Origin of the sequence: Micropruina sp. (assembly GCF_047606365.1) — a bacterium.
Taxonomy (GTDB): Bacteria; Actinomycetota; Actinomycetes; order Propionibacteriales; family Propionibacteriaceae; genus Micropruina.
This window is the reverse complement of the sequence record NZ_JASGEN010000090.1, coordinates 1-24,894: the sequence shown is the minus strand read 5'-3', so window position 1 is coordinate 24,894 and position 24,894 is coordinate 1. Positions and strand designations below refer to the sequence as shown.

21 protein-coding genes are annotated in these 24,894 nt (G+C 70.0%); 10 read left to right on the top strand and 11 right to left on the bottom strand.

The genetic code is table 11. From position 1 onward, the window contains the following. Positions 1 to 18: 18 nt before the first annotated feature. From QM624_RS10225 to QM624_RS10210, 4 genes are read right to left on the bottom strand one after another with little or no spacing between them, the layout of a single operon-like run. On the bottom strand, positions 19 to 1,824 hold the full coding sequence (locus tag QM624_RS10225; protein ID WP_415091419.1) for an ABC transporter ATP-binding protein: 1,806 nt from the start codon (positions 1,822 to 1,824) through the stop codon (positions 19 to 21). Further along, positions 1,824 to 2,621, bottom strand: coding sequence for an ABC transporter permease (locus tag QM624_RS10220; RefSeq protein ID WP_415091453.1), 798 nt, complete (start codon positions 2,619 to 2,621; stop codon positions 1,824 to 1,826). Before QM624_RS10220 ends, QM624_RS10225 begins: the two co-directional genes overlap by 1 nt. Before the next feature lie 5 nt (positions 2,622 to 2,626). Then, a complete protein-coding gene (locus QM624_RS10215; RefSeq protein WP_415091417.1) occupies positions 2,627 to 3,667 on the bottom strand; it encodes an ABC transporter permease in 1,041 nt (346 codons plus the stop codon). Continuing rightward, on the bottom strand, positions 3,664 to 5,085 hold the full coding sequence (locus QM624_RS10210; protein ID WP_415091415.1) for an ABC transporter substrate-binding protein: 1,422 nt from the start codon (positions 5,083 to 5,085) through the stop codon (positions 3,664 to 3,666). The genes QM624_RS10215 and QM624_RS10210 overlap by 4 nt, the downstream gene beginning before the upstream one ends. 209 nt (positions 5,086 to 5,294) lie before the next feature. On the opposite strand from QM624_RS10210, the gene QM624_RS10205 reads away from it, so the two are divergent. The 5 genes from QM624_RS10205 to QM624_RS10185 all read left to right on the top strand — a co-directional run bounded on the left by QM624_RS10205 (position 5,295) and on the right by QM624_RS10185 (position 9,420). Beyond that, entirely contained in the window at positions 5,295 to 5,417 is a 123-nt protein-coding gene (locus tag QM624_RS10205) for a hypothetical protein (protein ID WP_415091413.1), read from the top strand. A gap of 258 nt (positions 5,418 to 5,675) precedes the next feature. Further along, positions 5,676 to 6,302 carry an alpha-ketoglutarate-dependent dioxygenase AlkB gene (locus QM624_RS10200; protein ID WP_415091411.1) on the top strand — a complete coding sequence of 209 codons (627 nt, stop codon included), beginning with the start codon at positions 5,676 to 5,678 and terminating at the stop codon, positions 6,300 to 6,302. 73 nt (positions 6,303 to 6,375) lie between these two features. Continuing rightward, the gene (locus QM624_RS10195; RefSeq protein WP_415091409.1) at positions 6,376 to 6,906 is read left to right on the top strand and encodes a hypothetical protein; all 531 of its coding nucleotides are present in this window, start codon (positions 6,376 to 6,378) and stop codon (positions 6,904 to 6,906) included. A gap of 86 nt (positions 6,907 to 6,992) precedes the next feature. Beyond that, positions 6,993 to 7,712 carry a YcnI family protein gene (locus QM624_RS10190; protein WP_415091407.1) on the top strand — a complete coding sequence of 240 codons (720 nt, stop codon included), beginning with the start codon at positions 6,993 to 6,995 and terminating at the stop codon, positions 7,710 to 7,712. Between the two features lies 1 nt (position 7,713). Further along, positions 7,714 to 9,420 carry a copper resistance protein CopC gene (locus tag QM624_RS10185; RefSeq protein ID WP_415091405.1) on the top strand — a complete coding sequence of 569 codons (1,707 nt, stop codon included), beginning with the start codon at positions 7,714 to 7,716 and terminating at the stop codon, positions 9,418 to 9,420. Between the two features lie 110 nt (positions 9,421 to 9,530). Here QM624_RS10185 and QM624_RS10180 read toward each other — a convergent pair whose 3' ends face one another. From QM624_RS10180 to QM624_RS10155, 6 genes are read right to left on the bottom strand one after another with little or no spacing between them, the layout of a single operon-like run. Next, positions 9,531 to 10,388 (bottom strand): hypothetical protein, encoded by an 858-nt coding sequence (locus QM624_RS10180; protein ID WP_415091403.1) that lies wholly within the window; start codon positions 10,386 to 10,388, stop codon positions 9,531 to 9,533. Positions 10,389 to 10,434: 46 nt separating this feature from the next. Next, entirely contained in the window at positions 10,435 to 11,628 is a 1,194-nt protein-coding gene (locus QM624_RS10175) for a hypothetical protein (protein ID WP_415091401.1), read from the bottom strand. Then, on the bottom strand, positions 11,625 to 12,566 hold the full coding sequence (locus tag QM624_RS10170; protein ID WP_415091399.1) for a dihydrodipicolinate synthase family protein: 942 nt from the start codon (positions 12,564 to 12,566) through the stop codon (positions 11,625 to 11,627). Before QM624_RS10170 ends, QM624_RS10175 begins: the two co-directional genes overlap by 4 nt. A gap of 36 nt (positions 12,567 to 12,602) precedes the next feature. Continuing rightward, entirely contained in the window at positions 12,603 to 13,859 is a 1,257-nt protein-coding gene (locus QM624_RS10165) for a trans-sulfuration enzyme family protein (RefSeq protein WP_415091397.1), read from the bottom strand. Then, positions 13,856 to 14,593 carry a B3/4 domain-containing protein gene (locus QM624_RS10160; protein WP_415091395.1) on the bottom strand — a complete coding sequence of 246 codons (738 nt, stop codon included), beginning with the start codon at positions 14,591 to 14,593 and terminating at the stop codon, positions 13,856 to 13,858. The genes QM624_RS10165 and QM624_RS10160 overlap by 4 nt, the downstream gene beginning before the upstream one ends. A gap of 10 nt (positions 14,594 to 14,603) precedes the next feature. Beyond that, positions 14,604 to 15,185 carry a helix-turn-helix domain-containing protein gene (locus tag QM624_RS10155; RefSeq protein ID WP_415091393.1) on the bottom strand — a complete coding sequence of 194 codons (582 nt, stop codon included), beginning with the start codon at positions 15,183 to 15,185 and terminating at the stop codon, positions 14,604 to 14,606. Positions 15,186 to 15,540: 355 nt separating this feature from the next. Between QM624_RS10155 and aspS the strand changes: the two genes are divergently transcribed. Then, positions 15,541 to 17,331 (top strand): aspartate--tRNA ligase, encoded by a 1,791-nt coding sequence (aspS, locus tag QM624_RS10150; RefSeq protein WP_415091391.1) that lies wholly within the window; start codon positions 15,541 to 15,543, stop codon positions 17,329 to 17,331. A gap of 194 nt (positions 17,332 to 17,525) precedes the next feature. Here aspS and QM624_RS10145 read toward each other — a convergent pair whose 3' ends face one another. After that, positions 17,526 to 18,041: a PadR family transcriptional regulator gene (locus tag QM624_RS10145; protein ID WP_415091389.1), complete on the bottom strand. Its 516-nt coding sequence runs from the start codon at positions 18,039 to 18,041 to the stop codon at positions 17,526 to 17,528. Between the two features lie 531 nt (positions 18,042 to 18,572). Between QM624_RS10145 and QM624_RS10140 the strand changes: the two genes are divergently transcribed. From QM624_RS10140 to QM624_RS10125, 4 genes are all read left to right on the top strand, one after another. Beyond that, a complete protein-coding gene (locus QM624_RS10140) occupies positions 18,573 to 19,943 on the top strand; it encodes a replication-associated recombination protein A (protein ID WP_415091387.1) in 1,371 nt (456 codons plus the stop codon). Then, complete coding sequence (locus QM624_RS10135) at positions 19,940 to 21,040, top strand: DUF1266 domain-containing protein (RefSeq protein WP_415091385.1); 1,101 nt, start codon at positions 19,940 to 19,942, stop codon at positions 21,038 to 21,040. Before QM624_RS10140 ends, QM624_RS10135 begins: the two co-directional genes overlap by 4 nt. 113 nt (positions 21,041 to 21,153) lie before the next feature. After that, the gene (locus QM624_RS10130) at positions 21,154 to 22,965 is read left to right on the top strand and encodes a PQQ-binding-like beta-propeller repeat protein (protein WP_415091383.1); all 1,812 of its coding nucleotides are present in this window, start codon (positions 21,154 to 21,156) and stop codon (positions 22,963 to 22,965) included. Then, a complete protein-coding gene (locus QM624_RS10125) occupies positions 22,962 to 24,725 on the top strand; it encodes a hypothetical protein (protein ID WP_415091381.1) in 1,764 nt (587 codons plus the stop codon). The genes QM624_RS10130 and QM624_RS10125 overlap by 4 nt, the downstream gene beginning before the upstream one ends. Positions 24,726 to 24,894: the final 169 nt, after the last annotated feature.

The window sequence follows — 24,894 nt, the reverse complement described above, 5'->3', positions numbered from 1 at the left end:
CCGGCGGTGAGTGGGTGCCTAGTGTGAGGTGTCCATCCAGCGATCCAGGGTCGGGGTGTTGGCCAGCAGGTTCTGGGTGTACTCCTCCTGCGGACGATCCAGGACGTCGGCGGCCAGCCCGGACTCGACCAGGCGTCCGTTCTGCAGCACCAGGATCCGGTCGGCGATCGAACGGACCAGCGCCAGGTCGTGGGTGACGAAGAGCATCGAGATGTGCCGCTCGGCCTTGATCGAGTTGAGCAGTTCGGTGATCGAACCCTGGATCGAGACGTCCAGCGCCGAGGTGATCTCGTCGCAGACCAGGATGTCGGGTTCCACCGCGATCGCCCGGGCGATCGCCACCCGCTGACGCTCGCCGCCGGAAAGCCGGTTGGTCCGCAGCGACATCGCCGACTCGCCCAACTGGACGTCCTCCAGCAACTGGGCGGCCCGCTCCCGGGCGGCCTTGCCGGTGGCCACACCGAACAGTTCCAGTGGCCGGACCAGGATCTGCTCGACGGTGCGGCGCGGGTTCAGCGACAGGTACGGATTCTGGAAGATGTACTGCACGCGGCGGCGCTGCTCGGCGGTGCGTTTGCGCGCCGCGGTGGCCAGGGGTTCGCCGTCCACCGCGATGGTGCCGTCCCAGTTGTCATGGATCCCGCCGACACAACGCGAGATGGTGGTCTTGCCCGAGCCGGATTCGCCGACCAGCGCGACGACCTCCTGGACCGCGAGGTCGAAGTTGACCCCGTGCACCACGTGGCTGGTGCCGTAGTAGATGTCCAGGTCGGAAACCGTCAGGATGATCTTCCGGTCACGCTGCGGGTCGGTGTCGGCGACCACCCGATCGGTCGGATCCCACGGCGGCAGGGCGTCGGTGCGGATGCACGCGGCGAAGTGACCGGGGGAGACCTCCACGTCGGGCGGCTCCTCCGCGGAGCACTCCGGGACGGCGAAACTGCACCGGTCGTTGAACCGGCACCCGGGCGGACGATTGCCCGGCGCCGGCGTGCGGCCGGGAATCCCGGTCAGCGCGAACGGACGATGCAGGTGCGGAATCGCGTTCAACAAGGCACGGGTGTACGGATGGCTCGGGTTGGTGAAGATCTCCTTGACCGGACCGATCTCGGCCAGCCGTCCGGCGTACATCACCGCCACCCGGTTCGAGATGGTGGCCACCACCGACAGGTCGTGGGTGACGTAGAGGGCGGCGACGTCGAAGCGGCGGCACAGCTCTTCCAGGGTGCGCAGCACCATGCCTTGGGTGGTGACGTCCAGACCGGTGGTGGGCTCGTCCAGCACCAGCACCTGCGGACGGGGCAGGAAGACCATGGCCAGCGCGACCCGCTGCACCTGCCCGCCGGAGAGCTGGTGCGGGTAGCGGCGCAGGAACGCCTCGTCGTTGGGTAGCCCGACCTCGGGCAGGATCTGCCGGACCCGTTCGCCACGTTCCTCGGGGGTGCCGATGTCGTGCAGGTCGAGCAGTTCGCGCAGCTGGGCGCCGATCCTGATCGACGGGTTCAGCGCCGAGCTGGGATCCTGCGGCACGTAACCGATCGTCACCCCGCGGATGGCGCGCACCTGGGCGGGTCCGAGTTCGCGCACCTTGTGTCCGGCCACTTCGATGTCGCCGCCGGAGATGGCGGCTCCAGTGCGGGCATAGCCGAGCAGGGCCGTGCCCGTGGTGGTCTTGCCCGAGCCGGACTCGCCCACCAGACCGAGGATCTCGCCCGCCTTCAGGGAGAGGTCGACGTGGTCGACGACGTCCACGCCGCGGGCCGGCAGGCTGATCCGCAGGTCCTCGACCCGGCAGCGCAGCTCTTCGGTGACGGTCTGGCTCATCATGCCCCCTTCGCGGCCCGCTGGCCGATGCCGTCGGCGATCAGGTTGGTCCCGATGGTGAACAGGCCGATCAGGATGACCGGCGCCAGGACGCCCCACGGTTGCACCAGCAGCGCCAGCCGGTTCTCGTTGGTCATCTGGCCCCAGTCGGCCGCGTTCGGGTTGCTGGCGAAACCCAGGAAGCCGATCGCGGCGACGGTGCCGATCGAGTAGGTGAGCCGCAGGCCGGTCTCGGCCAGCAGCGGCACCACCAGGTTCGGTCCCAACTCGAACGTGGCGATCCGCCAGCGCGGCTCGCCGATCGCTTCGGCGGCGGTGACGAAGTCGTTGTTCACGTACGAGAGCGCGACGCCGCGGGCGACCCGGGCCACCCGCGGGGCGTGCGCAATACCGACCAGCAGCACGATCATCCACCAGGTGGGCTGCTCGACGGCGCTGAGCACCACCAGGGCGATCAGGATCTGCGGAAAGGCCAACAACACGTCGTTGCCGCGCATCAGCAGTTCGTCCAGCCAGCCGCCCACGTAGGCGGCGGTGACGCCGACGACCAGGCCGAGCGCCACCCCGAGCACGGTGGCCAGCACCGCGATCATCAGCACCGACTGGCCGCCGTACAGCACCCGGCTGAGCACGTCCTGGCCCAGGTAATCGGTGCCCAGCGGACCGCCCTCCATGGTGAACGGCTTGCCCACGATCTCGTTCTCGCCGTAGGGCGCGAACAGCGGCCCGAGGACGGCCAGCACCACGACCACCAGGGCGATGACCGACCCGGTCAGAATGCGCGGGTCGCGCAGCATGCCTTTCACTTGACCATCCCCGTTCGGGCCCGCGGAGTGAACAGGATCGACAACACGTCGGCGATCAGGTTCACCACGATGTAGACGGCGGCGATGATCATCGCCAGGGCCTGCACCATCGGGAAGTCGGAGTTGCGCACCGAGTCGACCAGGGTGGCACCGATGCCCGGATAGTTGAACAGGTACTCGACCAGCACCACGCCGCCGACCAGCCAGGCCAGCTGCAGCGCGGTCACCTGGATCGTCGGCACCACGGTGTTCGGCAACACGTGCCGGCGCAGCACCAGGCCCTCGGGAACGCCCTTGAGCCGGGCGAGTTCGACGTAGTCCGAATCCATCGCCTCGATCATCGTCGAGCGCAGGATCCGGGCCAGATAGGGCACCACCGCGATGAGCAGGGTGGCCACCGGCAGGATCATCGATGCCGGACGATCCCAGGGCGCGCCACCCACCGGCATCACCGTGACCGCGGGCAGCCAGTGGAAGACACTGGTCGAGAACAGGGCGACGAGCAGGATGCCGGTGACGAACTCGGGTAGTCCGGCCAGCGCCAGGGTGACGAACTGCAGGCTGTTGTCCAGTGCCCCGCCCCGCCAGCGTGCGGCCAGCATGGCCAGGCCGATCGAGGCCGGGATCATGATCACGGCGGTGACCAGCACCAGGAAGGCGCTGTTGATCACCCGGTCGCCGATCAGTTCCGAGACCGGCAGGCCGTTGGCCGCCGAGACGCCGAGGTCGCCGCGCAGCAGGTCGCCCAGCCACATCAGGTAGCGCTGCCAGGCCGGCAGGTCGAGGTGCAGCAGCTGCTCCAGCGCCGCCACCCGGTCGGGACTGACGTCGTAGTCCTTGCCGAGGATGGCCCGGACGGGGTCGCCGAGCGCGTTGGTGGCGAAGAACACGATGATCGACACCGCGAGCAGGGTGAGGATCGCCAGGCCGACGCGGCGCAGCAACCACTGCGTCCAGGCGCGCGCCGGGCTACCCACCCGGCGGCTCGGCAACGCGGGCAGCTCTTCGACCAGGGCCTCCTGTTCGACGGCGCTCATGGCATCACCGGCCTGACCCGGTTGAACCGGAACGCGGAGACGGGTTGCTCACGGGCGGGCTCGAGTCCGGTGACGAAGCTGCTGTAGGCGTCCACCTGATTCTGGAAGCCCCACACGATGTAACCACCCTCTTCGTACTCGATCCGCTGGGCGTCCTGGACGAGCTGGCGCCGGCGGGCGGGGTCGACCTCGCGCTGTGCGGCCTTGATCAGGCCGGTGAACTTCTCGTTGTCGAAGTGGGTCTCGTTGTAGGGCGACGACTTCAGCGCACAGCTGGCTGCCTGCGGCAGATAGAGCCGGGTACTCCAGAAGTCCTGGGCGAAGACCCAGGAGAGGTACTGGTCGCCGAAGAAGATTCCGCCGTCGACCTTGTTCAGCCGGACGTCGACACCGGCCGCCTTGGCCTGCTGGACGAACAGGCTGGCGGCCTCGACCGCGCCCGAGCCGACACCGGTCGAGGTGACCAGTTCGACCTGCAGGTCTTCATAGCCGGCGGACTTGAGCAGCGACCGGGCCTTCTCGATGTCGGGCTTGCGCTGCGGCAGGTCGTTGCCGATGTAGTCGGGGTCGAACGGTCCGTACAGGTCGTTCGCGACGCGTCCGAAACCGTTGAACGCCTGGTCGATGATCTGCTGCCGGTCGACGATCAGCCGCATGGCCTGCCGGACCCGGTTGTCGCTGAACGGTTTGGTGTCCACCCTCATGGTGAACGGCACCCAGCCGCCGGTCTCGGAGACCAGGGTGTTGGCGCCCTGGCTCTCGATCGCTCCGGCCAAATAGGTGGGCAGGTTGTCCAGCGACTGCACCTGACCGGCGAGCAGCGCGTTCACCTTGGCGGCGTCGTCGCTGAAGTTGAGGATCACCAGCTCTTCGAAGGTCGCCTTGATGTCCCAGTAGTCGTCGAACTTCAGGAACCGGCTGCGTTGCCCCGGCACGAAGATGTCGTACTTGAACGGGCCGGTGCCGATCGGATGCTTGAGGTCGAAGTCCTCCGGCACGATGCCCAGCGCATAGCCGGCCATCACCGCGTCCAGGATCGCGTACGGCGACGTCAGCTTGAGCCGGTAGGTGCGGTTGTCGAGCACCTTGCTGCCGGCGAGGTCGGCGATCGCGGCGATGTCCGAGGCCTGGGTGGCCGGATTCTTCGGATTGAGCATTCGCTCCATGCTCGCCTTGAGGTCTGCCGCGCGCACCGGACGACCGTCGTGGAAGCGGAGATCCTTCCGCAGCCGGAACGTCCACTCGGTCGCGTCGGCGTTGTGCTCCACCTCCTCGGCGAGCCCATTCTCGATCTCGAAGGCCGAGTTGAACCGCATCAACGGCTCGAAGAGCTGCCGTACGCGGGCGATGTCGGGGTAGCTCACCGGGAAGTGCGGGTCGAGGGTGTCCTTCAGCCCGCCGCCTGTGGTGGCGTGCACCAATTGCAGATTGACCGCATCGGATGAGGGCGCTGCGCAGCCGCTCAGACCAAGAGTCGCACCGGCTACTGAAGCGGCCCCCAACTGCAGAAATCGTCGTCGATTCATCCCCGTTGAACAGACCTCGCCAGGATTCGAATTCATCGTCACCTCCGTCAAGGTTGTCGCCAACCTAGGCCACAACGCGCTCGATGTCACAACCTTGAGGGGTGAAGCGCGTGTCGACCGGCACCGATCCGACCCTGCCCGGCGAGCGGGGCGAGCGCGGAATCGTCGGCCGTCAGAGGCATGTTCGAGTGTCGGTGCTCGCCGAAAAAATGCGGATCACGTGACCTAATGGTGTGGTGCCGCGTGAGGATTTCGCGTGGCCATGCGCGATTCCGGAATATCTGCGCGTGCCTGGCGGCAGTTGTCGTCGCCGGGATTCTGTGCGCCCGACGGGGCCGGGACCCGCCCTGCCGGCACGGGAAATCTTACGGTCGCTTCGATGGGGATGCGGTGGCCGCCAGTGCGGGTATTCCTCGGTGAATAGGCTTACGCGGCCAGAACACTATTCATACAGATGTTTGATAACGTGCTAGGGTCGGGGCATGTCGGTGGACTTTCAGGCGGGTCTGTTCGGTGCCGGGGCGGTCGAGGTTCCGCCGCTCGCCGGACGCGTCCGGCGTGTCGCACTGAGCAAGGGCGCATGGGTCGACCTGGTGCCCGGCTGGGTCCAGGGTGCTGACGAGGTCTTTCCGCGGCTGGTCGAGTCGATCCCGTGGCATGCCGAGCGGCGCGAGATGTACGACCGCACCGTGGAGGTGCCGCGGCTGTTGTGCATGTACGGCGTGGGGCAGCAGTTGCCCGATCCGGTGTTGACCCGGGCCCGCGACGAACTCAACCGCTACTACGCCGCCGAACTGGGCGAGGAGTTCGTCACCGCCGGCTGCTGCTACTACCGCGACGGCCGCGACTCGGTCGCCTGGCACGGTGACCGGATCGGCCGCAGTCGCACCGAGGACACCATGGTGGCGATCGTGTCGTTCGGCTCACCGCGCCAACTGTCGCTGCGCCCGGTCGGCGGACGGCTGCACGGCTCCTATCCACTCGGTCACGGCGACCTGATCGTGATGGGTGGCTCCTGCCAACGCACCTGGGAGCACGCCATCCTCAAGACGGCGCGTGCGGTGGGTCCGAGAATCAGCGTCCAGTTCCGTCCCTACAACGTGTTTTGATCCGTCCCGGGCGAGGCGTCGCTACGGACGGCCGCAGGCTCCTAGTGCTAGTTGGTCGTGGGATACTGCCCGCGTGTCCGGCCTGGAGAGCATGGCGTTGCGGCGCTCGTCGCTGGCCACGATCGAAGTGGTCGGCGCCTTCTGCGCCGCGCATGTCGCCGCGGGTGGCCAACTGCCCGATCTGCACTGGCTGCTGCTCGCCGCCGCCGCGGTGTTCCCGGCGTCCTGGCTGGTGATCCGCCGGCGATTCTCGATGCGCTGGATGGTTCCGGCGCTGACCATCGCTCAGCTCTGGCTGCACCTGGCGACCTCCGCCGCACCGGCGTCCGGACATGCCGGCCACCTGCATGCCCACGGCGGCCAGCCGGTGCTGACCTGGCCGATGTTGACGGCGCACCTGCTCAGCGCCGGTGTGACCGCACTGATCTGGTCACTGCGACGCCGGCTCTGGCGAATGCTGAGGAGCGGTCCCGCGACGATCCGGCCGCTACCGATCGTGGCCCGGGTCACCGCCATGCCGGCCAGGCCCGTCGTCGACGACCTGCTTTGGGTCCAGGGTGGCCCCCGCCGCGGACCGCCGGCCGTGCCGCTGCCCGCCTGCTGAGTCGCTGATCGGAGAATCCCGGCGGCGACCGGGGGCGGCAGCCTGCCCAACTCTCCCGAATCACTGCACGAAAGCAGACACCGTTCATGAACATCCACAAACTGAGCGCGCGTGCGCTCGCCGTGCCGGCACTCGCCGGCGTGCTGCTGACCGCCTCCGCCGCGGTCGCCAGCGCCCACGTCACCATCTCGCCGTCGACCGGCCAGGCCGACGCCTACGCCGTGCTGACCGTCTCCGTCCCGCACGGCTGCGACGGATCGGCCACCACCAAGATCGCGATCAAACTGCCCGACGACATCGTCACTGTCACCCCGACCCGCAACCCGCTCTGGACCGTCGCGGTGACCAAGAAGAAGCTGGCCCAGCCGGTTACCGACGAACACGGCAGCACGATCACCGAACGCGACGACACCATCACCTATACCGCGCGTACCCCGTTGCCCGATCACCAGCGGGACGCTTTCGAGCTCTCCCTGAAGCTGCCCGACAAGGCCGGCCAGACGCTCGCCTTCCCGGTCGTCCAGACCTGCCAGAAGGGGCAGACCGGGTGGACTGAGGTCGCCGCCAACGGCCAGGACGCCGACAGCCTCGAGCATCCGGCCCCGACGGTCACCCTGACCGCGGCGTCCGGGACCGGCCAGGACGGCGACCACGGTCCCACCGCACCGGGCGCCCCGCCCACCGGGCAGACGCCGCCGGCGGCTGCCAGTCCGGGTGCGGATCTAGGGGTGTGGGGGCTCGGCGCCGGTCTGCTCGGCCTGGTGGCCGGGGTGACCGCGCTGGTGCAGGTACGTCGCAGGTCCTGACGTGCCCCTCTTGACCCGGCGGACGTCGTGGCGCTGGATCCCGCGGATCCTCGTCACGGCGTTCGCCGCCCTGATCCTGGCGTTCGGGCTGGCCGTACCGGCCCAAGCGCATGCCTCGCTGCTCAGCGCCGATCCGGCCGAGGGCGCGGTGCTGGCCAGCTCGCCGGGCCGGATCACGCTCCGCTTCGACGAGCCGATCAGCCTGCCCGACAAGGCGATTCAGCTCTTCGACGCGGCCGGCACCTCGGTGCCGGCGAGCGCGGCGGCCAGCGACACCACGGTCACCGTGACCGTTCCGGACGAGCTGTCCGGCAGCTATCTGCTCGCCTGGCGGGTGATTTCGGCGGACGGCCACCCGGTCGCCGGCTCGCTGAGCTTCGCCGTCGGTGCACCCAGTCCGCACCGCGTCCAACCCGTCGTCTCGGACGCCCCGAGTTGGGTCGCTGTACCGCTCGCCGTGGTGCAGGTGGTGGCCTACCTCGGCCTGTTCCTCGCCGTCGGGCTGGGAGTGTTCGCTGCCTTTGTGCTGCCGTCCGGGGCAGGCGGGGTCGAGCGGCTGCGGCCGGTGCTGCGCACGGTCGGGCGGTATGCCAGCGGCGTCGCGATTGCGGCTTCGGTGGCGTTGGTCGGTCTGACCGTGGCGGACCAGCAGGGCCTCGACCCCGACGGGCTGCTCACCCTCCGCGCCTGGACCGGCGCGACCCCCGATCAGCTGATCGCGCTGGCGCTGCTGGTCGCCGGGCTGGTGCTGGTCGGTGTCGGCGCGAGTCTGCGCACCGCGCTGCTTCGCCGGACGATGGTCGGTGCCGGTGCGGCTATCGCTGTCGTCGCGCCGTCGGTCACCGGGCATTCGCGGGCGTTCGGGCCGGCCTGGCTGGTGATCGCCACCGACGTCCTGCACGTGCTGGCCGGCAGCATCTGGTTCGGCAGCCTGGTCGGCCTGGTGATCGTGCTGGCGATGGCCCGGCGACGCCGTCCGGCTCTGGCGGCGATCGCGCTGGTCCGGTTCTCGGCGCTGGCGGCCGCCGTGCTGGGTCTGCTGCTGGCCAGCGGCACCGTGCTGGCCTGGCGGATCCTGGGCAGCTGGCAGGATCTGTTCGGCACCGGCTACGGCCAGCTGCTGCTGGCCAAGATCGCCCTGGTCGGCGTGGCCGCCGCGGTCGCCGGCTGGAACCGGTTCGTGCTGCTGCCCCGACTTCGTGCCGTCACCGCGGACGGCGTCAGCCGGCGGCAGCGGCGCGACGCCCAAGTGGCCACCGGGCAGGGGCTGTTCCGGATCGGCCGGCTGGTCGCGGTGGAGGCGTCGATCCTGGTGCTCGTCCTGGGCGTCACCGGCGTCCTGGTCGACCAATCACCACACCCGGCGGCAGCGGCCGTCCGCACCGGCGCACCGGTGGTGGCCGCGGCACCGCTGGGCGATTCACTGACCGCACTGGCCACAGTGGCGCCCGGCGCCGTGGGTCGCAACCTGCTGCTGGTGCAGATCCAGGACGCGAGCGGAGATCCGGTCGAGACGGCCTACCCGCCCACCGTCCGGGTCCGCTCGGACAGCGTCGATCTGGGTGCGGTGCCAGTGCGGGCGCAGGCGTCCGGCACCTATCGGGGCGTTGTGGTGCTGCCGCATCCGGGGCAGTGGCGGGTCCAGGTCAGCCTGCGGCTGGACGAGTTCGACAACCCGGTCACCGAGTTGGTGCTCGCGGTCAGTTGAGGAAGCACGAATCATTCACGTCATCCCGGGCTCCGACCCGGGATCTCCGGCGGGGCGGGATCCCGGATCAAGTCCGGGATGACGGTGGATCAGCGGAAGTCGGCAAGTCCTCAGTTGACGGTGGCCGCCACCGGCACCGTGTACAGGAAGCCGGCCACCCGCACCTGGACATAGAACAAGTAGTCGCCGGCGTCGCTGAACTGGGTGTGGAAGGTCAGCCGGGTTCCATCGGCAGAGGGCTGCGGAGCGTCCAGCGGATGCAGGTGGGCGACCGCGCCGGTGGCCCGGCGGAAACCGGTGACGTGCGCGTAGGCGCCCAGATAGCTGCCCAACTCGACCGGGACGCCGCCCGGCCCGCGCACCACCAGGACCATCTCGCCGTCCGGCCCGGTGGCCAGCGGACGGTCGAAGGCGACCGTGACGCCCTGATCGCTCGGGCCCGGTTGGTCGGCGGCGGGCGCAGGCTGGGCTCGGCCGCTGACCGTGGCGGTGCCGGCGATCATCGTGTAGTCGCCGCTGTCGGCGTCCGCACGGGCGACGAACTCGGCGATCACCCGGTAGCTGCCCGGCTCGGGCAGGGTGAGCCGCGCCGACCAAGTGCCGTCCTTGCCCAGGGTGGGGTGCAGGTGCCGGAACACCGTGAGATCTTTGCTCACCACGTACAGGTGCAGCAGCTTGGTCTGCTCTTTGATGTAGTCAGTGACGACATGGCCGTCCTCGAAGCGGATCCGGAAACTCACCCGGCCAGCCACGCCCGCGCTGCGGGGCAGCGAGACCTTCTCCATCGTGTAGCCGAACTCAGTGGCGCGGGTGCCGTCGCCGACCAGCGGGGTGATGTGCTCACCCGTCTCGCTGTCATGACTGTGCTCGCTCGCGGTCACCGGCGTCGGTGACGGCGCGGGTGTGCCGCACCCGGTCGCGCCGAGTGCCAGCAGCACAGCGACGGCCGCCGCACCGATCTTCGTCACCGCCTCATTGTGCCAAGCCGGCACCCCGGACGGACGCCCGGTGTGATCACCGGACCGACGTACCGGCGACCCGCCGGTCGAGCAGAGCAAGGCCGACCCCGAGCGCGGTGAACATGGCACCGAGCGCTACCGGTAGCTGGACGGCGTGCGCGACCAGGGCACCCGCCGCGGCGGTGCCGGCCGAGCCGGCGGTGATCTTCAACGCCCCGACCCAGACGAACACCTGGCCCCGGACGGCCAGCGGTGAGTATTCGCTGCGCGCCGCCAGGGTGGCGGCGAAGAAGAACGAGTTGAGGACGCCGGCGGTGGCGTAGGCGGCGGCCGCGATCCAGATGCCTGGGGCGAGCAGCACCCCGATCAGTGCGAGGGCGACGAGGCTCGCGAGCAGTGGCATGGCGGCGTCCGGATCGTTGCGCAGTGGGCGGATCATCACCAGCACCGATCCGGCCAGTCCGCCGAGCCCGTAGCAGGCGGCGAGCGCGCCCGCGGTGGCCGGCTCGACGCCGAACAACCCTGCGCTGGCTACCGCCGTCACCGGCAGCACGCCGACCGACAGGGCGACGATCATGGTGAGGTACAGCGTCCGGCGCAGCGCCCCGGTGCGGGCGATGATCTGCAGGGTCCGGACGGGGTGCGGCACGTCGGCGTCCGTGCCGTGCGGCGCGACGTACGGCAACAGCCGGACGACGAACGCGGCCAGCAGGGTGCCGCCGGCCAGCACCAGCGCCGCGACGGTTGCGTTCGTCCAGGCCGCGACGAGGGCGACCACGCTCGGGCCGATGGTGCCGCCGATGCCGTAGGTGGCGACGTCCCAGCCCTGGGCACGGCGCTGCGCAACCAGGTCCGGTCCGGCGATCGCCGGCAGCCGGGAACTGATCCCGCCGGTCAGCAGCGGGCCGATCACCCCGGACGCGATCAGCAACAGCGCCGGAACACCCACCCAGGTGAACGGGTAGCTCAGCACGGCCGCGGCCAACAGGCCGCCGTGCAGCACGCAGGCCGCGGCGAGCACCGTCCGGCCGTCGCGGGCCACATCGAGGCTGCGGGCGACGAACGGCCCGGCCATGTGCGGCAGGGTGAGGCAGGCGCCGAGCAGCCCCGCCGTCCAGCCCGATCCGCCCGAGGTGGTGACCAGCAGCACGACGGCCACCACGCCACCTCCGTCGGCGGTGCGGGCCAGGGTGGCCGCGATCACGTACCGCGCCAGCCCCCAGCGGACGGCCCGGCCAGGCACGCTCATGGCGTCGGCTGCAGGCCGAGCCTCTCGATGAGGGCGATCGCCTCGGCGCGTGCCGCGTCGCCCAACCCACGAATCGGCAGCGGCAGGCAGGAGTGGCTGGCCAGCCCATAGTGCTCGGCGACGGCCGCCATCACCCGCAGGCTGCCGGCCCTGCCGAACAGTTCCCACAACGGGCGCAACCGTTCTGATTCGGCGATCGCGGCTGCCGCGTCGCCGCGCTGGACGGCTCGGGTGATGGTCAGCGCCGGTTGCGGCAGGGTGCCGCCGATCACCGAATACCAGGCCTCACAGCCCGCGATCAGGCCGGTCGCTGCGGCCGGATCGCCGGAGATCCCGATCGTGACATGGGCGGGCAGGTGGGACCTGATCTGCGCCACCCGCGCGGCGGCCGCGTCCGGATCGTCGGGCAGTCCGGGGATCTTGATGGACGCCACGTTCGGCAGCGCGGTGATCCGCTGATAGAGGTCGTCGGTGAAGGTGAAATGTGTCGTGCCCGGGTTGTCGTAGACGATCAGCGGCACCGACAGGTCGCGGGTGACGTCGGCATACAGTCCGTACACATCCTCGGCGGTATGGGTCTGGTAGGTCATCGGCGCCAGCAGCACTCCGGCGACGCCGGCGTTCTGGGCGTCCTCGGCGAGCGCCCGGACGTGGCTGGTGCGCAGCGCGCCGATTCCGGCGAAGACCGGGACGTCGCCGGCGTTCTCGGTCGCGATCCGCAGCGCCGTCCGGCGTTCCTCGCGGGACAGGTAGGCGTACGAACCGGTCGAACCCAGCGCGGTGATCGAGTCGACGCCGGCGTCGGCCAGCCGCCGGATCAGTCCGGCATACGCGGTCTCGTCGACGGTGTCGTCGCGCAGTGGGGTGAGCGGGAAGGCGCTCAATCCGGTGAACAGGTTCATCGTGTGGCTTTCGTGCGGGAAGGGTTGATCATTCACGTCATCCCGGGATCTCAAGGTGGGAGAGATCCCGGATCAAGTCCGGGACGACGATGGGGGGCTTTGATCAGCGTTTCGTGAGCCGGTGATCTCGGTGCGGTCCAGTGCCCCGGCGAGGTCGGCGAGCAGGTCGTCCGTGTCCTCCAGGCCGACCGACAAGCGCAGATGCCCGTAGGCCTGGAAGCCGGGCGGGTAGCCCTCGCTGCCGCCCCGGGTGTCGGGGCCGACGTGCACGATCAGGCTCTCGTCGTGGCCCAGCGAGAAGGCCGAGGTGATCACCCGCAGTTGGGCGACGAACCGGTTCTGGGTGTCCGGGTCGCCGTCGATCGCGAAGGCGAGCATGCCGCCGTAGCCGCGTCCGCCGAACTGCCGGGTGGCCAGCTCGTGCTGCGGGTGGCCGGGAAGCCCCGGGTACTCCACGTAGGCGATCCGCGGATCGGCGTCCAGGAACGCCGCGATCCTTTCGGCCGAGGCGAGTTGCTGCCGCAACCGCAGACCGAGCGTGACAGACCCGCGGGTGATCATCCAGGCGTTGAACGGAGAGATCGCGCCGCCGACGTCCACCAGGGCGTCGTGCCGGATCCGGTCGACCAGGTCGGCGCGTCCGGTCACCACGCCACCCATGGCGTCGCCGTGGCCGTTGATGTACTTGGTCAGCGAGTGGATCACCAGATCCGCGCCGTCGGCGATCGGACGGTACAGCGGCGGGGGCGTGAAGGTGCCGTCGACCGTCAGGATCGCGCCGGCCCGATGGGCGACGTCGGCGACGGCGCGGATGTCGGCCACCTTCGTGGTCGGGTTGGCGATGGTTTCGACGTGCACGAGTTTCGTGTTGGGGCGGATTGCCGCGCGGACGACGTCCAGGTCGGCGACGTCGACGAAGGTGGTCTCGATGCCGTAGCGCTGCGGCAGCAACTCGGCGAACAACCGCCACACCGCCTCGTAGGTGACGTCCGAGACGACCACGTGATCGCCGGACTTCAACAGGGTGAAGAACACCCCGTGCAGCGCCGCGACCCCGGACGCGAAGCACACCGAGGCCTCGCCGCCGTCCATCGCGGCCAGCTTGCGTTCCAGCGCCTGCTGGTTCACCCCGCCGTTGCGGGTGTAGGTGAGCTGATCGGTGGCCGACCAGTCCATCGACGCCGGATCCTCGGGTAGCCGGTACGAGTTCGCCATCACCAGCGGGGTGCGGATCGCGCCGGTGCCGGCGTCGATGCTGTTGCCGCCGTGCACCGCCCAGGTGCCGAAGGCGACGGACGCCGGGTCGTGTTTGTTGGGGGAGTGGGTCATCGGGGCTCCTGGGTGGACGAGCGAGAGATCAGTCGGCGGGCGATCGTGACGTCCGGGCCCAGCCGGGCCAGCTGGGCAGTCAACTCATCGGCAGCCGTGGTCAGCTCGTCGCTGGTCATCGGGTCGAGCACGTCGAGAATGAACAGTGCCGCCGAGGTGGCATCGGTCAGCTGGGTGCGGCGGCCCTGACGCCAGTTCCAGCGGCGGCAGGTGACGCCCGCGTCATCGGTCCAGACCACCTCACCGGCCTCCGGATGCTCGATGGTGGTGGTGCCGTCGGCGACGGTGTCGAACGGCTCGGTGCCGTCGGCGCGGATCAGCCGAGGTGAGCCGGAGTAGCGGTGTAGATCCTCGCCGCCGATCGGCAACTGGCGGAGCACCGAGATCGCGTTGTAGATGTCGGTGAGTCGGTTGATCCGGGGCAGGCCGGCTGTTGCCCGGCGAGTCAGTGCCTCGACACTGGTCCGGGTGCGTTGCGGCTTGGCGCCGAAGCCGCGAAAGGCGTCCCGCCAGGACGCGATGTGCGGCAGATCCTCCACCCGGGTGGTGGCGGTCGCCTCAGCCGCCCACTCCTCGGCGCGGGTCAGCAGCGCCTCGCTCTCGGTGTCTCCGGCGCCGGGTTCGATGCCGTCCACGGCGATCAACAAGGCGCGATAGTCGGGACGCAGCGCGAACACCTCGTCGGCCACTGTCGCGGCGGCGAGGAACGCTTCGAGGTCGGTGCTCTGGGGCATGGATGTGTTCCTATCTCGATCCGACGTTCGGCTCATACACGGCCAGCACGAAGCGGGCCTCAGCGGGTCCGGGGTTGCGGTACGCATGCGGGGTGTCGCCGGCGAAGGTGATCGCGTCGCCCTCGCCGAGGGCGTGCAGGTCGCCGTCGATGGTCATCTCGACCGTCCCTGCGCGCACCTGCAGCAGTTCCCTGGTGCCGGTCGCGTGGGCCTCGCTGGTGTGGATGTCGCCGGCACACAGCGTCCAGTCCCACAGTTCGACGACGTTCGGCGGTTGCGTCCCGGCCACCAGGATGCCTATGCCGCCGTGCTCGCCCCGCCACAGGGCGGAACCGGCGCCCGCGCGGGTCACTCGCACCGCCGACCGGGTCGGAGGCTCCACTAACGCGGGCAACCCCAGCCCGAGCGCGTCGCTGATCCGCAGCAGGGTGCCGACGCTGGGATTGGCCGCTCCCTGCTCAACGTTGACCAGCATTCGCCGGCTCACCCCGGCCGCCTCGGCTAGCCGGTCGAGGGTCCAGTGCAGGGCAGCGCGCTCCTGCTTGATGCGTGTCCCGATCGCCGCAGCGAGGGCGCCCGTCGACTCGTCCATCGGTGCAGCATAGTGCACTGCGAAGGCATTGCAGTTTGCGCTCCCGGCGCACGTCAGCACCGATGGTTGAGCTTGTCGAAACCTCCAGCGGCACTCAGCGTCCAGGGGACAAGCTCGACCGACGAGAGTCGACGCTCGTGTGACGGAGATCCCGGCGTTCGCCGGGATGACGAGTTCGACACCGCCGTCCCGGACCCACACGCCGTCATCCCGGACTTGATCCGGGATCTCCTGCGCGCTCGCCCGGCTGCCCGAGGGCCGCGATGCGCTCGTTTCGACTCGCCCGCGGCTGCCGTCATAGGATCGAACGGACGCACCCGCACCGTCTATGCGGGGCAGAGAAAGGAACATCGTCATGCTGCGGACCCATACCGCTGGAACCCTGCGCGCCTCCGACATCGGAGCGACCGTCACTCTCGCCGGCTGGGTGGGCCGGCGTCGCGATCATGGCGGTGTCGCCTTCATCGATCTCAGGGACGCCTCGGGCGTTGTCCAGGTCGTCGTCCGGGACGAGGTGCTGGCCGCGTCCGGCGCCCACGAACTGCGCAACGAGTACTGCATCCAGGTGATCGGCGAGGTCGAGGCGCGCCCCGAGGGCAACGCCAACCCCGACCTGCCGACCGGTGAGATCGAGGTCGCGATCCGCGAACTCGAGGTGCTCAACCCGTCCGCGCCGCTGCCGTTCCAGATCGACGAGCGGGTCAGCGTCGGCGAGGAGGCCCGGCTCAAGTACCGCTATCTCGACCTGCGCCGTCCGGCCCCGGCCCGTGCCATCCGGCTGCGCTCCCAGGTGAACGCCGCCGCCCGCCGGGTGCTCGAGGCCCGCGACTTCGTCGAGATCGAAACCCCGACGATGACCCGCTCCACGCCCGAAGGTGCCCGCGACTTCATCGTGCCGGCCCGGCTCGCGCCCGGCTCGTGGTACGCCCTGCCGCAGTCGCCGCAGCTGTTCAAGCAGCTGCTGATGGTGGCCGGCATGGAGCGCTACTACCAGATCGCCCGTTGCTACCGGGATGAGGACTTCCGCGCCGACCGGCAGCCCGAGTTCACCCAGCTCGACATCGAGATGAGCTTCGTCAACCAGGAGGACGTGATCGCCCTCGGCGAGGCGCTCGCCACGGAGATCTGGTCACTGATCGGCGTCGAGCTCGCCACCCCGTTCCCGCGGCTCACCTACGCCGAGGCGATGGACTCCTACGGCTCCGACAAGCCCGATCTGCGCTTCGAGGTGAAACTCACCGAGCTGACCTCGTACTTCGCCGACACCCCGTTCCGGGTCTTCCAGGCGCCCTACGTCGGTGCCGTCGTGATGCCCGGTGGGGCGTCCCAGCCGCGGCGCACCTTCGACGCCTGGCAGGAATGGGCCAAGCAGCGCGGCGCCCGCGGCCTGGCCTACGTGACGATCGCCGAGGACGGCACCCTGGGCGGTCCGGTCAGCAAGAACATCTCGGACGCCGAACGCGCCGGCCTCGCCGAGGCTGTCGGCGCCAACCCGGGTGACTGCATCTTCTTCGCCGCCGGCGCCAAATCGTCCTCGCAGGCGCTGCTGGGTGCGGCGCGCAATGAGATCGCCAAGCGCTGCGACCTGATCGAGGAAGGCAGCTGGTCGTTCCTGTGGGTGGTGGACGCGCCGCTGTTCAAGCCCACCGGCGACGCCGTCGCCGAGGGCGACGTGGCGGTGGGTGCCGGCGCCTGGACGGCCGTGCACCACGCCTTCACCTCACCGAAGGACCTGGACACCTTCGACAGCGACCCCGGCAATGCGCTGGCGTGGGCCTACGACATGATCTGCAACGGCAACGAGATCGGCGGCGGCTCGATCCGTATCCACCGCCGCGACATCCAGGAGCGGGTGTTCGCCGTGATGGGGCTCGCCGAGGAGGAGGCGCAGGAGAAGTTCGGCTTCCTGCTGGACGCCTTCAAGTTCGGCGCCCCGCCGCACGGCGGCATCGCCTTCGGCTGGGACCGGATCGTGGCCCTGCTGTCCGGCTCGGAGTCGATCCGCGACGTGATCGCCTTCCCGAAGAGCGGTGGCGGCTACGACCCGCTCACCGGTGCCCCCGCCCCGATCTCGGCGCAGCAGCGCAAGGAGGCCGGAGTGGACGCCAAGCCGCCGGCACCCAAGGCAGCTGAGCCGCAGGCCTGACCGAGCCACCGCTGGTCGAGCTTGGGACGCCGCTGGTCGAGCTTGTCGAGACCCATCGGAAGATCTCGACAAGCTCGATCAACGGGTTCCGTCGCCGTCCGAACATGCCACGAGGGGCCGTCCGATCACTTCGGACGGCCCCTCGGCCTGGTGTGAGTGTGCGGGCCTTATCCGCTTACCGGGCTTCGGTGGCATCAGCGCAGATCGTCGGGGTTGGCCAGGTCCTGGTCATCCTCGTCGTCGGCGTCGCTGGCGAGCAGTCCGTACAGATTGCGCCGGGTCTCGGCGAGGATCTGTGCGGCTTGCTGTTGGTGGGCGCGGCTGCCCGAACGGGTGAGTTCCTGGGCCGCCATCGCCAGCGAGCTGAATTCCTTCCACATGCTGCGCAGCACCTCGGGGTGCTCCGGAGCGTTCTCGGCGTTGAACGCCTCCCACGGCTTCGGGTCGATGCCCGCCGCCACGTTCTGGCCGGCCTCGGTCAGCCGGTAGGCCTTGGCGCCGTTGTTGTCGAAGGGTTCGATCAGCTGCTCGTCCTCCAGTTGGGCCAGTGCCGGGTAGATCGCTCCCGGGGACGGCTTCCAACCGCCGCCGGTGCGCTCGGCCATGGCCTGGATCATCTGGTAGCCGTTCATCGGCTCCTCGGCGAGCAGCGCGAGGACGGCCTGCCGGACGTCGCCGCGCCGTGCCCGTCCGCGACCACGAGGGCCCATCGGGCCGCGTGCGCCGAACGGACCTCCGGGGCCGAACGGGCCACGGGGACCGAACGGACCGGTCGGCCCGAAGGGACCGTGCGGGCCGAAGAGGGGGTCGCCGCCGAACGGCTGGCCGCCTCGGGCATGACCTTCGCCGCGGGGTCCGCGACGGGGCCGACGATCATCGTTCCTGCCGCGGAAGTCCCGCGGCTCAAATTCCTGGTTCCACATGGGTGGACTCCTTTCGTGTGTGTCTCGTTGTGTCAAAGATATATCGAGAGTGTTCGCAATGCAAGTCGCGATGTGCAAGAGGTGCCGACCTCGTCGGTCGAGCCTGTCGAAACCCTTGATTTCGACAGGCTCAATCAGTGGCGGCTGGGCGCCTGGCTCGGACGTTGCCCCCTCTCGGCGTCATCGCACCGGTTTGAACAGGGGCAATCACCGCAAAGGGGTGCAACGTCGTGGAGCGGGACGTCGGCCGGACGTGGGCGGGCACGTCGGCGCGGGCGGGCGCGCAGACTGTCGGCGTCCACTCGTAGACTCGGCGCAGTGGAGGACCTCTTCGGAAACACCGACCCCGTCACGGCACCCTCGGGAGGGTCGCTGAGCATGCCGTCCGCGGGGGCGCCGCTCGCGGTCCGGATGCGACCCCGCACCGTCGACGAGATCGTCGGTCAACAACATCTGCTCGGCCCCGGGTCGCCGCTGCGCCGGTTGGCCGAAGGCGACGCCGCTATGTCCGTGTTCCTCTGGGGTCCGCCCGGGGTCGGCAAGACCACCATCGCGTCGGTGGTGTCGCAGTCGGCCAAGCGCCGGTTCGTGGAGCTGTCGGCGGTGACCGCCGGCGTCCGCGAGGTGCGTGCCGAACTGGACACCGCCCGCCGCGAGCTGGCCCGGGCGCGCTCGACGGTGCTGTTCGTCGACGAGGTGCACCGGTTCTCCAAGGCCCAGCAGGATGTGCTGCTACCGGCGGTGGAGAACCGGCTGGTCACCCTGATCGCCGCCACCACCGAGAATCCGTCGTTCTCGGTGATCGCGCCGCTGCTGTCCCGCTCGCTGCTGCTCACCCTGAAACCGCTCACCGACGCCGACCTCGGCGTGCTGATCGACCGGGCGCTGGCCGACGAACGCGGTTTGGGTGGCGCGTTCACCCTCACCGACGAGGCCCGCGCCGACCTGCTGCGGCTGGCCGGCGGCGACGCCCGCCGCGCGCTCACCTACCTGGAGGAATCCGCGGCCGGAACCCAGTCGTCCGGTCTCGACACCATCACTCCGGACGCGATCAGCCGCGCCGTCGACCGCGCCGCCGTCCGCTACGACAAGGACGGCGATCAGCACTACGACGTGATCAGCGCCTTCATCAAGTCGCTGCGCGGCTCGGACGTGCAGGCGGCGTTGCACTATCTGGCTCGGATGATCGAGGCAGGCGAGGACCCCCGGTTCATCGCCCGGCGGCTGGTGATCCTCGCCAGCGAGGACATCGGGATGGCCGCGCCGTCGGTGCTGCAGACCTGCGTTGCGGCCGCCCAGGCCGTCCAGCTGATCGGCATGCCGGAGGCACGACTCAACCTGGCCCATGCGGTGGTGGCCTGCGCGCTGGCACCCAAGTCGAATGCGGTCACCCTGGGCATCGACGGGGCGCTGGCCGACGTCCGGGCCGGACGGATCGGGCAGGTGCCGCCGCATCTGCGCGACGCGCACTACGCCGGGGCGAAGGCGCTCGGCCACGGCAGGGGTTACAAGTACGCCCACGACCATCCGCACGGCGTGGCGGCCCAGCAGTACCTGCCCGATGAACTGCAGGGTGCGCGCTATTACGTGCCCACCGATCACGGCAACGAGGCCGGCATGACCGAACGGATGGATACCCTCGACGAACTCCTCGGCCGCACCCCCAGTGAACGGACCAAGCCGCAATGACTTTCCTGCAGAACCACATCGGTGACCTGCAATTCCCCGGTGACAAGCACTTCAACCCGACCTGGGCGCAGCAGCGGATCAATCCGCGAACGAAGGCGGTGACCACCTGGGTGGTGTTCGGCACCACGCTCTGTGCACTCGTGGTCGCGATGTGCTTGGCGAATCTCGGCGGCACGCCCGAACGCGGCCGCACGGGGTTGCTCACCTTCATCGCTGTGGTTGCCGCGGTCGGGTTGTTGCTCGGTATCTGGAGCTGGCGGCGTTGGGACGCAGCCCGGTCCGGCCTGTGGCGTGCCCAGCAGGACTACAACCGGGCGGTCGGACGCCAAGCACCCACCGCGGAGCAGCTCCAGGCGCTGCAGCTGGGCACGGCCTGGGACTTCCGGGACAAGTCGTGGGGTCATTCACTGGCCAAATTCCCGTGCGAACGCGAGGTCGGGCACCTGCCTGACTGGCGGCAGCGGTTCGCGATGATCGACCCGGGCACGGTGGCCGACCATCGGGCCGCGCTGATGGAGTGGTGGGCGATCGGCACCACCGCGTCCTACCGCGAGATGGTGACGCGGCTCTTCGACGGGCTGCACTCCCGCAACCTGGACGCGGCCTACCTCGGCAACCCCGACGCTCGGTCCTTCCTGGATCACCTCGCCGGGGTCTCCGACCTGCCGCTCGACTACGTCGAATACTGCATCCACGGTTCGGTGCGGGATCGTGGCCTGCGCCCACCGCCACGGCTGTGGGGCTGGGATCTGGGCCGCATCGCGATCATCGCCCGGGGTGCCTACGGCGCCGGCCTGATCGACGAGGAGGAGGCCTGGCGTGACATGTCCCGGGCGTCGGCCTGGGCGCGGACGATCTTCGCGACCCGCGAGGAGTTCTTCCACAACATCGTGCTGGGCTTCGCGTTCTGGAGCGATGACTTCACCGAAACCCACCAGTTCGGCCAAGCGGTCACGGCGGCACTGGCCAACCACGAGGGCTGGCCGGTGCTCGCCCAGCCATGGCTCCCGGGCGAAGTCACCCTGCCGGACCACGTCTGGCACGGCTGGGACGACCTGGATTCCGACGACGATGAGGAGTCCGTCGGCCACCGGTGAGGGGCCCGATCGTTGGTCGAGCTTCGCGCTGAGAAGCCCGATCACCGTTGGTCGAGCTTGTCGAGACCCCTCTGGCAACGGGTTTCGACGAGCTCAACCAACGAAACGCCGCATTGATCGGCGCCTCCCGAGGCACCGCGGGCGCCTACGATGACCTGACTCCGCCAGCCCCGACGAAGGAGTTCACGCTGACCGCGCCACCATTCCCGCCGGTCGGTTTCGTGCCGACCGGGGCGCCCGCGCCACGTCGCGCGGTGGGGCCGATCGCGGTGGTGCTGGCCGCTGTTCTGCTGGTCAGCGGCGTGATCGTCTGGGCCGGACGTCCGGCCGCCCAGACCGGTCCGGTCGCCGGCTTCCTGCCCGCCAGGGCCGGGACCTCCCTCCATCTCGATCGGCAGGGACGCGGCAGCTGGCAGGTCACCCAGGGCCCCTTGGGCGGGGCGGACGGCTGGGCCGAGTTGAGCGCGCCGGCGCGCCGGCTGCTGGCTACCGCACCGGACGCCGACTGGTGGACGGTGGATCTGCTGCAGCACGGCCAGCCGCAGCCGAACACCAGCATCGATTTCGAGGTGAGCCAGGGCCGGGTGCTGCTGCGGGCGCTCACCTCGTCCGCACGGTCGCTGGTGTTCGATCCGGGCGTGCCGGTGCTCTCCGCGGATCAGCCAGGCGGCAACCAGCTGGGTTGGACGGGCCGGCTCGCCCGCGACCGGGACGCCGCGGTCGCCGCCGACGCCCGGGTGTCCACCGCGTCCGACACGCCACGGACGGGGTGTGTGCAGAGCAGCGTGACGATCGGCACCGACACCGAGGTGTTCGGCTTCTGTCCCGGTGCCGGGCTGGTCGCCTGGGCGAGTCTGTCGACCGGAACCGGATTCACCGAGGCGGTCGCTGCACGACCGGCCGCGATACCGACGGGAACGCCGGCACCGGCAACGTTGCGGGGTGAGGCGCCGCGTCCGATGTTGTTCCTCCGCAACGGCAGCGGGGTCTACCAGCCGCAGCTGGCGCCGTCCGGCTCGCGGGCGATCTGGGCCGGCGATCGGCTGGTGACCGCCGACACCGCCGGACGGCTGACCGCCTGGCTGCCCTCCCCGGCGCAGCGGGCCGAACCCGAATCGCTCTACACCCAGCGCTGGCGTTCCCAGCCCGGCGGCTCGATCCGCGGCCTGGCCGCCTCGGACGGCCGTATCGTCGCCGGCACCACCGAGCGTGAGGTGGTCGGCTACGACGCCGACGGCTGGGAACAGTGGCGACACCCCTTGCCGGACGCGGTCAGCCAGCTGACCGCGCGGAACGGGATCGTGCTGGCGCTGGATGCCGGCGGGCTGCTGCGCGCACTGAGCGTGACCGGCGGCGAGACCCGGTGGGAGAGCGACGGGGTGAGTGACCTGCTCGGTGTCGGTGGCGATCCGGCAACGGTCACCGTGGCCCGCGACGACGAGGTGGCGGTTCTCGACCTGGGCACCGGCGAGGAGTTGTGGAGTGTGCAGGCCGGCTCGTCGCAGCCGCAGGCCGCCCCGTTCGGCGACGCGGTCGCCATGCTGACCGGCAATTGGCTGGTGGTGCGGGATCGGGCCACCGGAGCCGTCCGTTGGCAACGTTCGGTGGCGAACGATTCGCTGCTCTACTCGCTCGACGCCTCGCTGCTGCTGTCGGAACCGCGCGCGGCCATCGTGCTGGACCCCTCCGGTGCCGCGTCGTGGCGCTCCACCGAGGCTCCCGTGGTGGTGCCGGTGGCGGCCAGCGGCCAGCTGATCGGGGTGACGGACGCCGGGCTGCTGCTCGCCGGCCCGGGTGCGCCGGACGTCCGCTGGCGCTATCCCGACGGTGCGCGGCGTCCGGAGATCGCCCCGGTGCGCGGTGGGCGTGGTGTGATCGCGATGCAGCTGGTCGGCGACAACTTCCGTTGGCTGGAGTACACATGACGGCCCGCTCGTCCGGCCGTCCGGGTCTCGCCCATCGCGCCGTCGACGTCGTGGTGCAGGTGGTCCACCGGGTGCTCGTCGACCCGGTCCGTAGCGGACGGCTGCGTGGCGACGGCTGGCCGCCGGGACTGACCGCGATCGTCACCAGCTGCCTGGCCTGCTATGTCGGACTCGCGGTGGTCACCGTCTCGGGACCGTGGGTGCGGCAGGCATTGCCGGCCGGCAGCGCCGCCTTCGGCATCGCGTCCGAGCTGCTCGGTGTGGCACTGGCGATCACCGTTCTGCTCGCCGCGGCGCTGACGACCGCGGCGATGCATGCGCCGGCCGGCGTGAAGCTGGCCGGACTGGCCGCGCCGGTGCTGCTGTGGTCGGCGATGGCGCAGCTGGCGCTCAGCGTCGACCAGCTGTTCTGGTGCGGTCTGGGCTTGCTGGCGCTGCTCGGCTTCCATCTGCTGCGGCTGGGTCGGGCCTTCGCCTGGTGGGAGTTCGTGGTCAACCTCGGTGTGATCGGGGCAGTGACCGCGACGAACCTGATCACCTTCGTCCGGCCGGTGCTGGCCAGCGGACGCAACGACCCCAGTTTCCTGGTGGTGCTGGTGGTGATGTCGGTGGGCGTCCTCGGCCTGGGTTACGTGGTGACCTCGGGTGCGGCGACCGCCGAGGTCGCCTTCACCTCCTCGGTGTGGCTGGTCGAGTACGTCGGACGCCGCTTCCCGCGCCCGGTCCAGGTGGGGGTGGTCGGCCTCATCCTGGTGGTCGCCTGGACGGCGCAACTGTGGCGGCTGGTGCGTTCGCCGTTGCCCTGGTGGCTGGCCGGCGTCGAGGTGCTGGTGGCGTCCGTTCTGGTCGGGTTGACCGCCGGCTGCTGGGTGCTGCTGGCGGGCGCATTGCAGCGTCGACGGCAACGATTCGGGTTGCCGCCCGACGTCCCGGATGTCGTGGACCTTTCCGAGGCGTTCGGCCGGCTGGCGTTGTGGGTGGGGGTGGCGCTGGCGGCGCCGCAGATGGCCAACATCATCTGGGGCAATCTGGAACGTGGCCTGTGGCTGCCGCTGCGCTCCCTCGGCGTGCGTTACGTGCCGGGCGATCTGGCCTCCCGGCTGAGTAGCGGCGTGGATGCCGGACGCTGGTTGCTGCTGGCCGGTGAGTTGGCCGCGGTACTGATCTGCGTGGTCGCGATGGTCCGCGCCTACCGGCAGGCGCAGCCCGCCGCGGCGCAACTGGCGCTCATCACGGCCCTGTTCTGCCTGTTCGCGGCGGCGCACCGGGCCGGCGTGCCGCTGCCCGGGCTCGGCCTTGACACCCTCGGCGCGGCGATGGTGCTGATCAGCACCGCGGCCGGCGCTTTCTGGCTGGTGCGCGGCCGCTTGACGGTGCCCCGCGGGCTGGCGATCGGGGTGGCGCTGCTGCTCAGCGCCGCCGTGCTGGGCCGTGATCTGGTGGCGGACCCGATCGGCTGGCTGCTCGGGGCGTCCGGGGGAGCCCTGCTGGTCTTCGGCCTGGTCTGGAACCTGCTCACCGGCGCCGAGGAGGCCAACGGTGACTCGCCCGGCTTCCCGCGTCCGGCCCGGGTGCTGCTGATCGTCGGCTATCTGACCGTGACCATGTTGATCGCCGCCACGGACGCCGTCGCCGTCAGCTTCGCGGTCGACCTCGACCGGTTCGTCCGAATGGGCGTCGAAGTCATCGGCACCGCCCTGCTCGCCACCGGTCTCTGGGCGGTGCTGAGTGCCGCCTCCCGCAACCGCTCCGCCATCTGAACGATCAACCGCGGGCGCGAGAGAAGCTCACCCCCGTCGGTCGTGAGGTTGACCCCGGAATCCGGACAGGTGGTTGTTTGGTCAGGCGGCTTTCGGGGCCGTCTGGGTGACCTGTCGGGCCAGGTGGTGCTCGTACTGTAGCGGGCTGATGTAGCCGATGGCGGAGTGT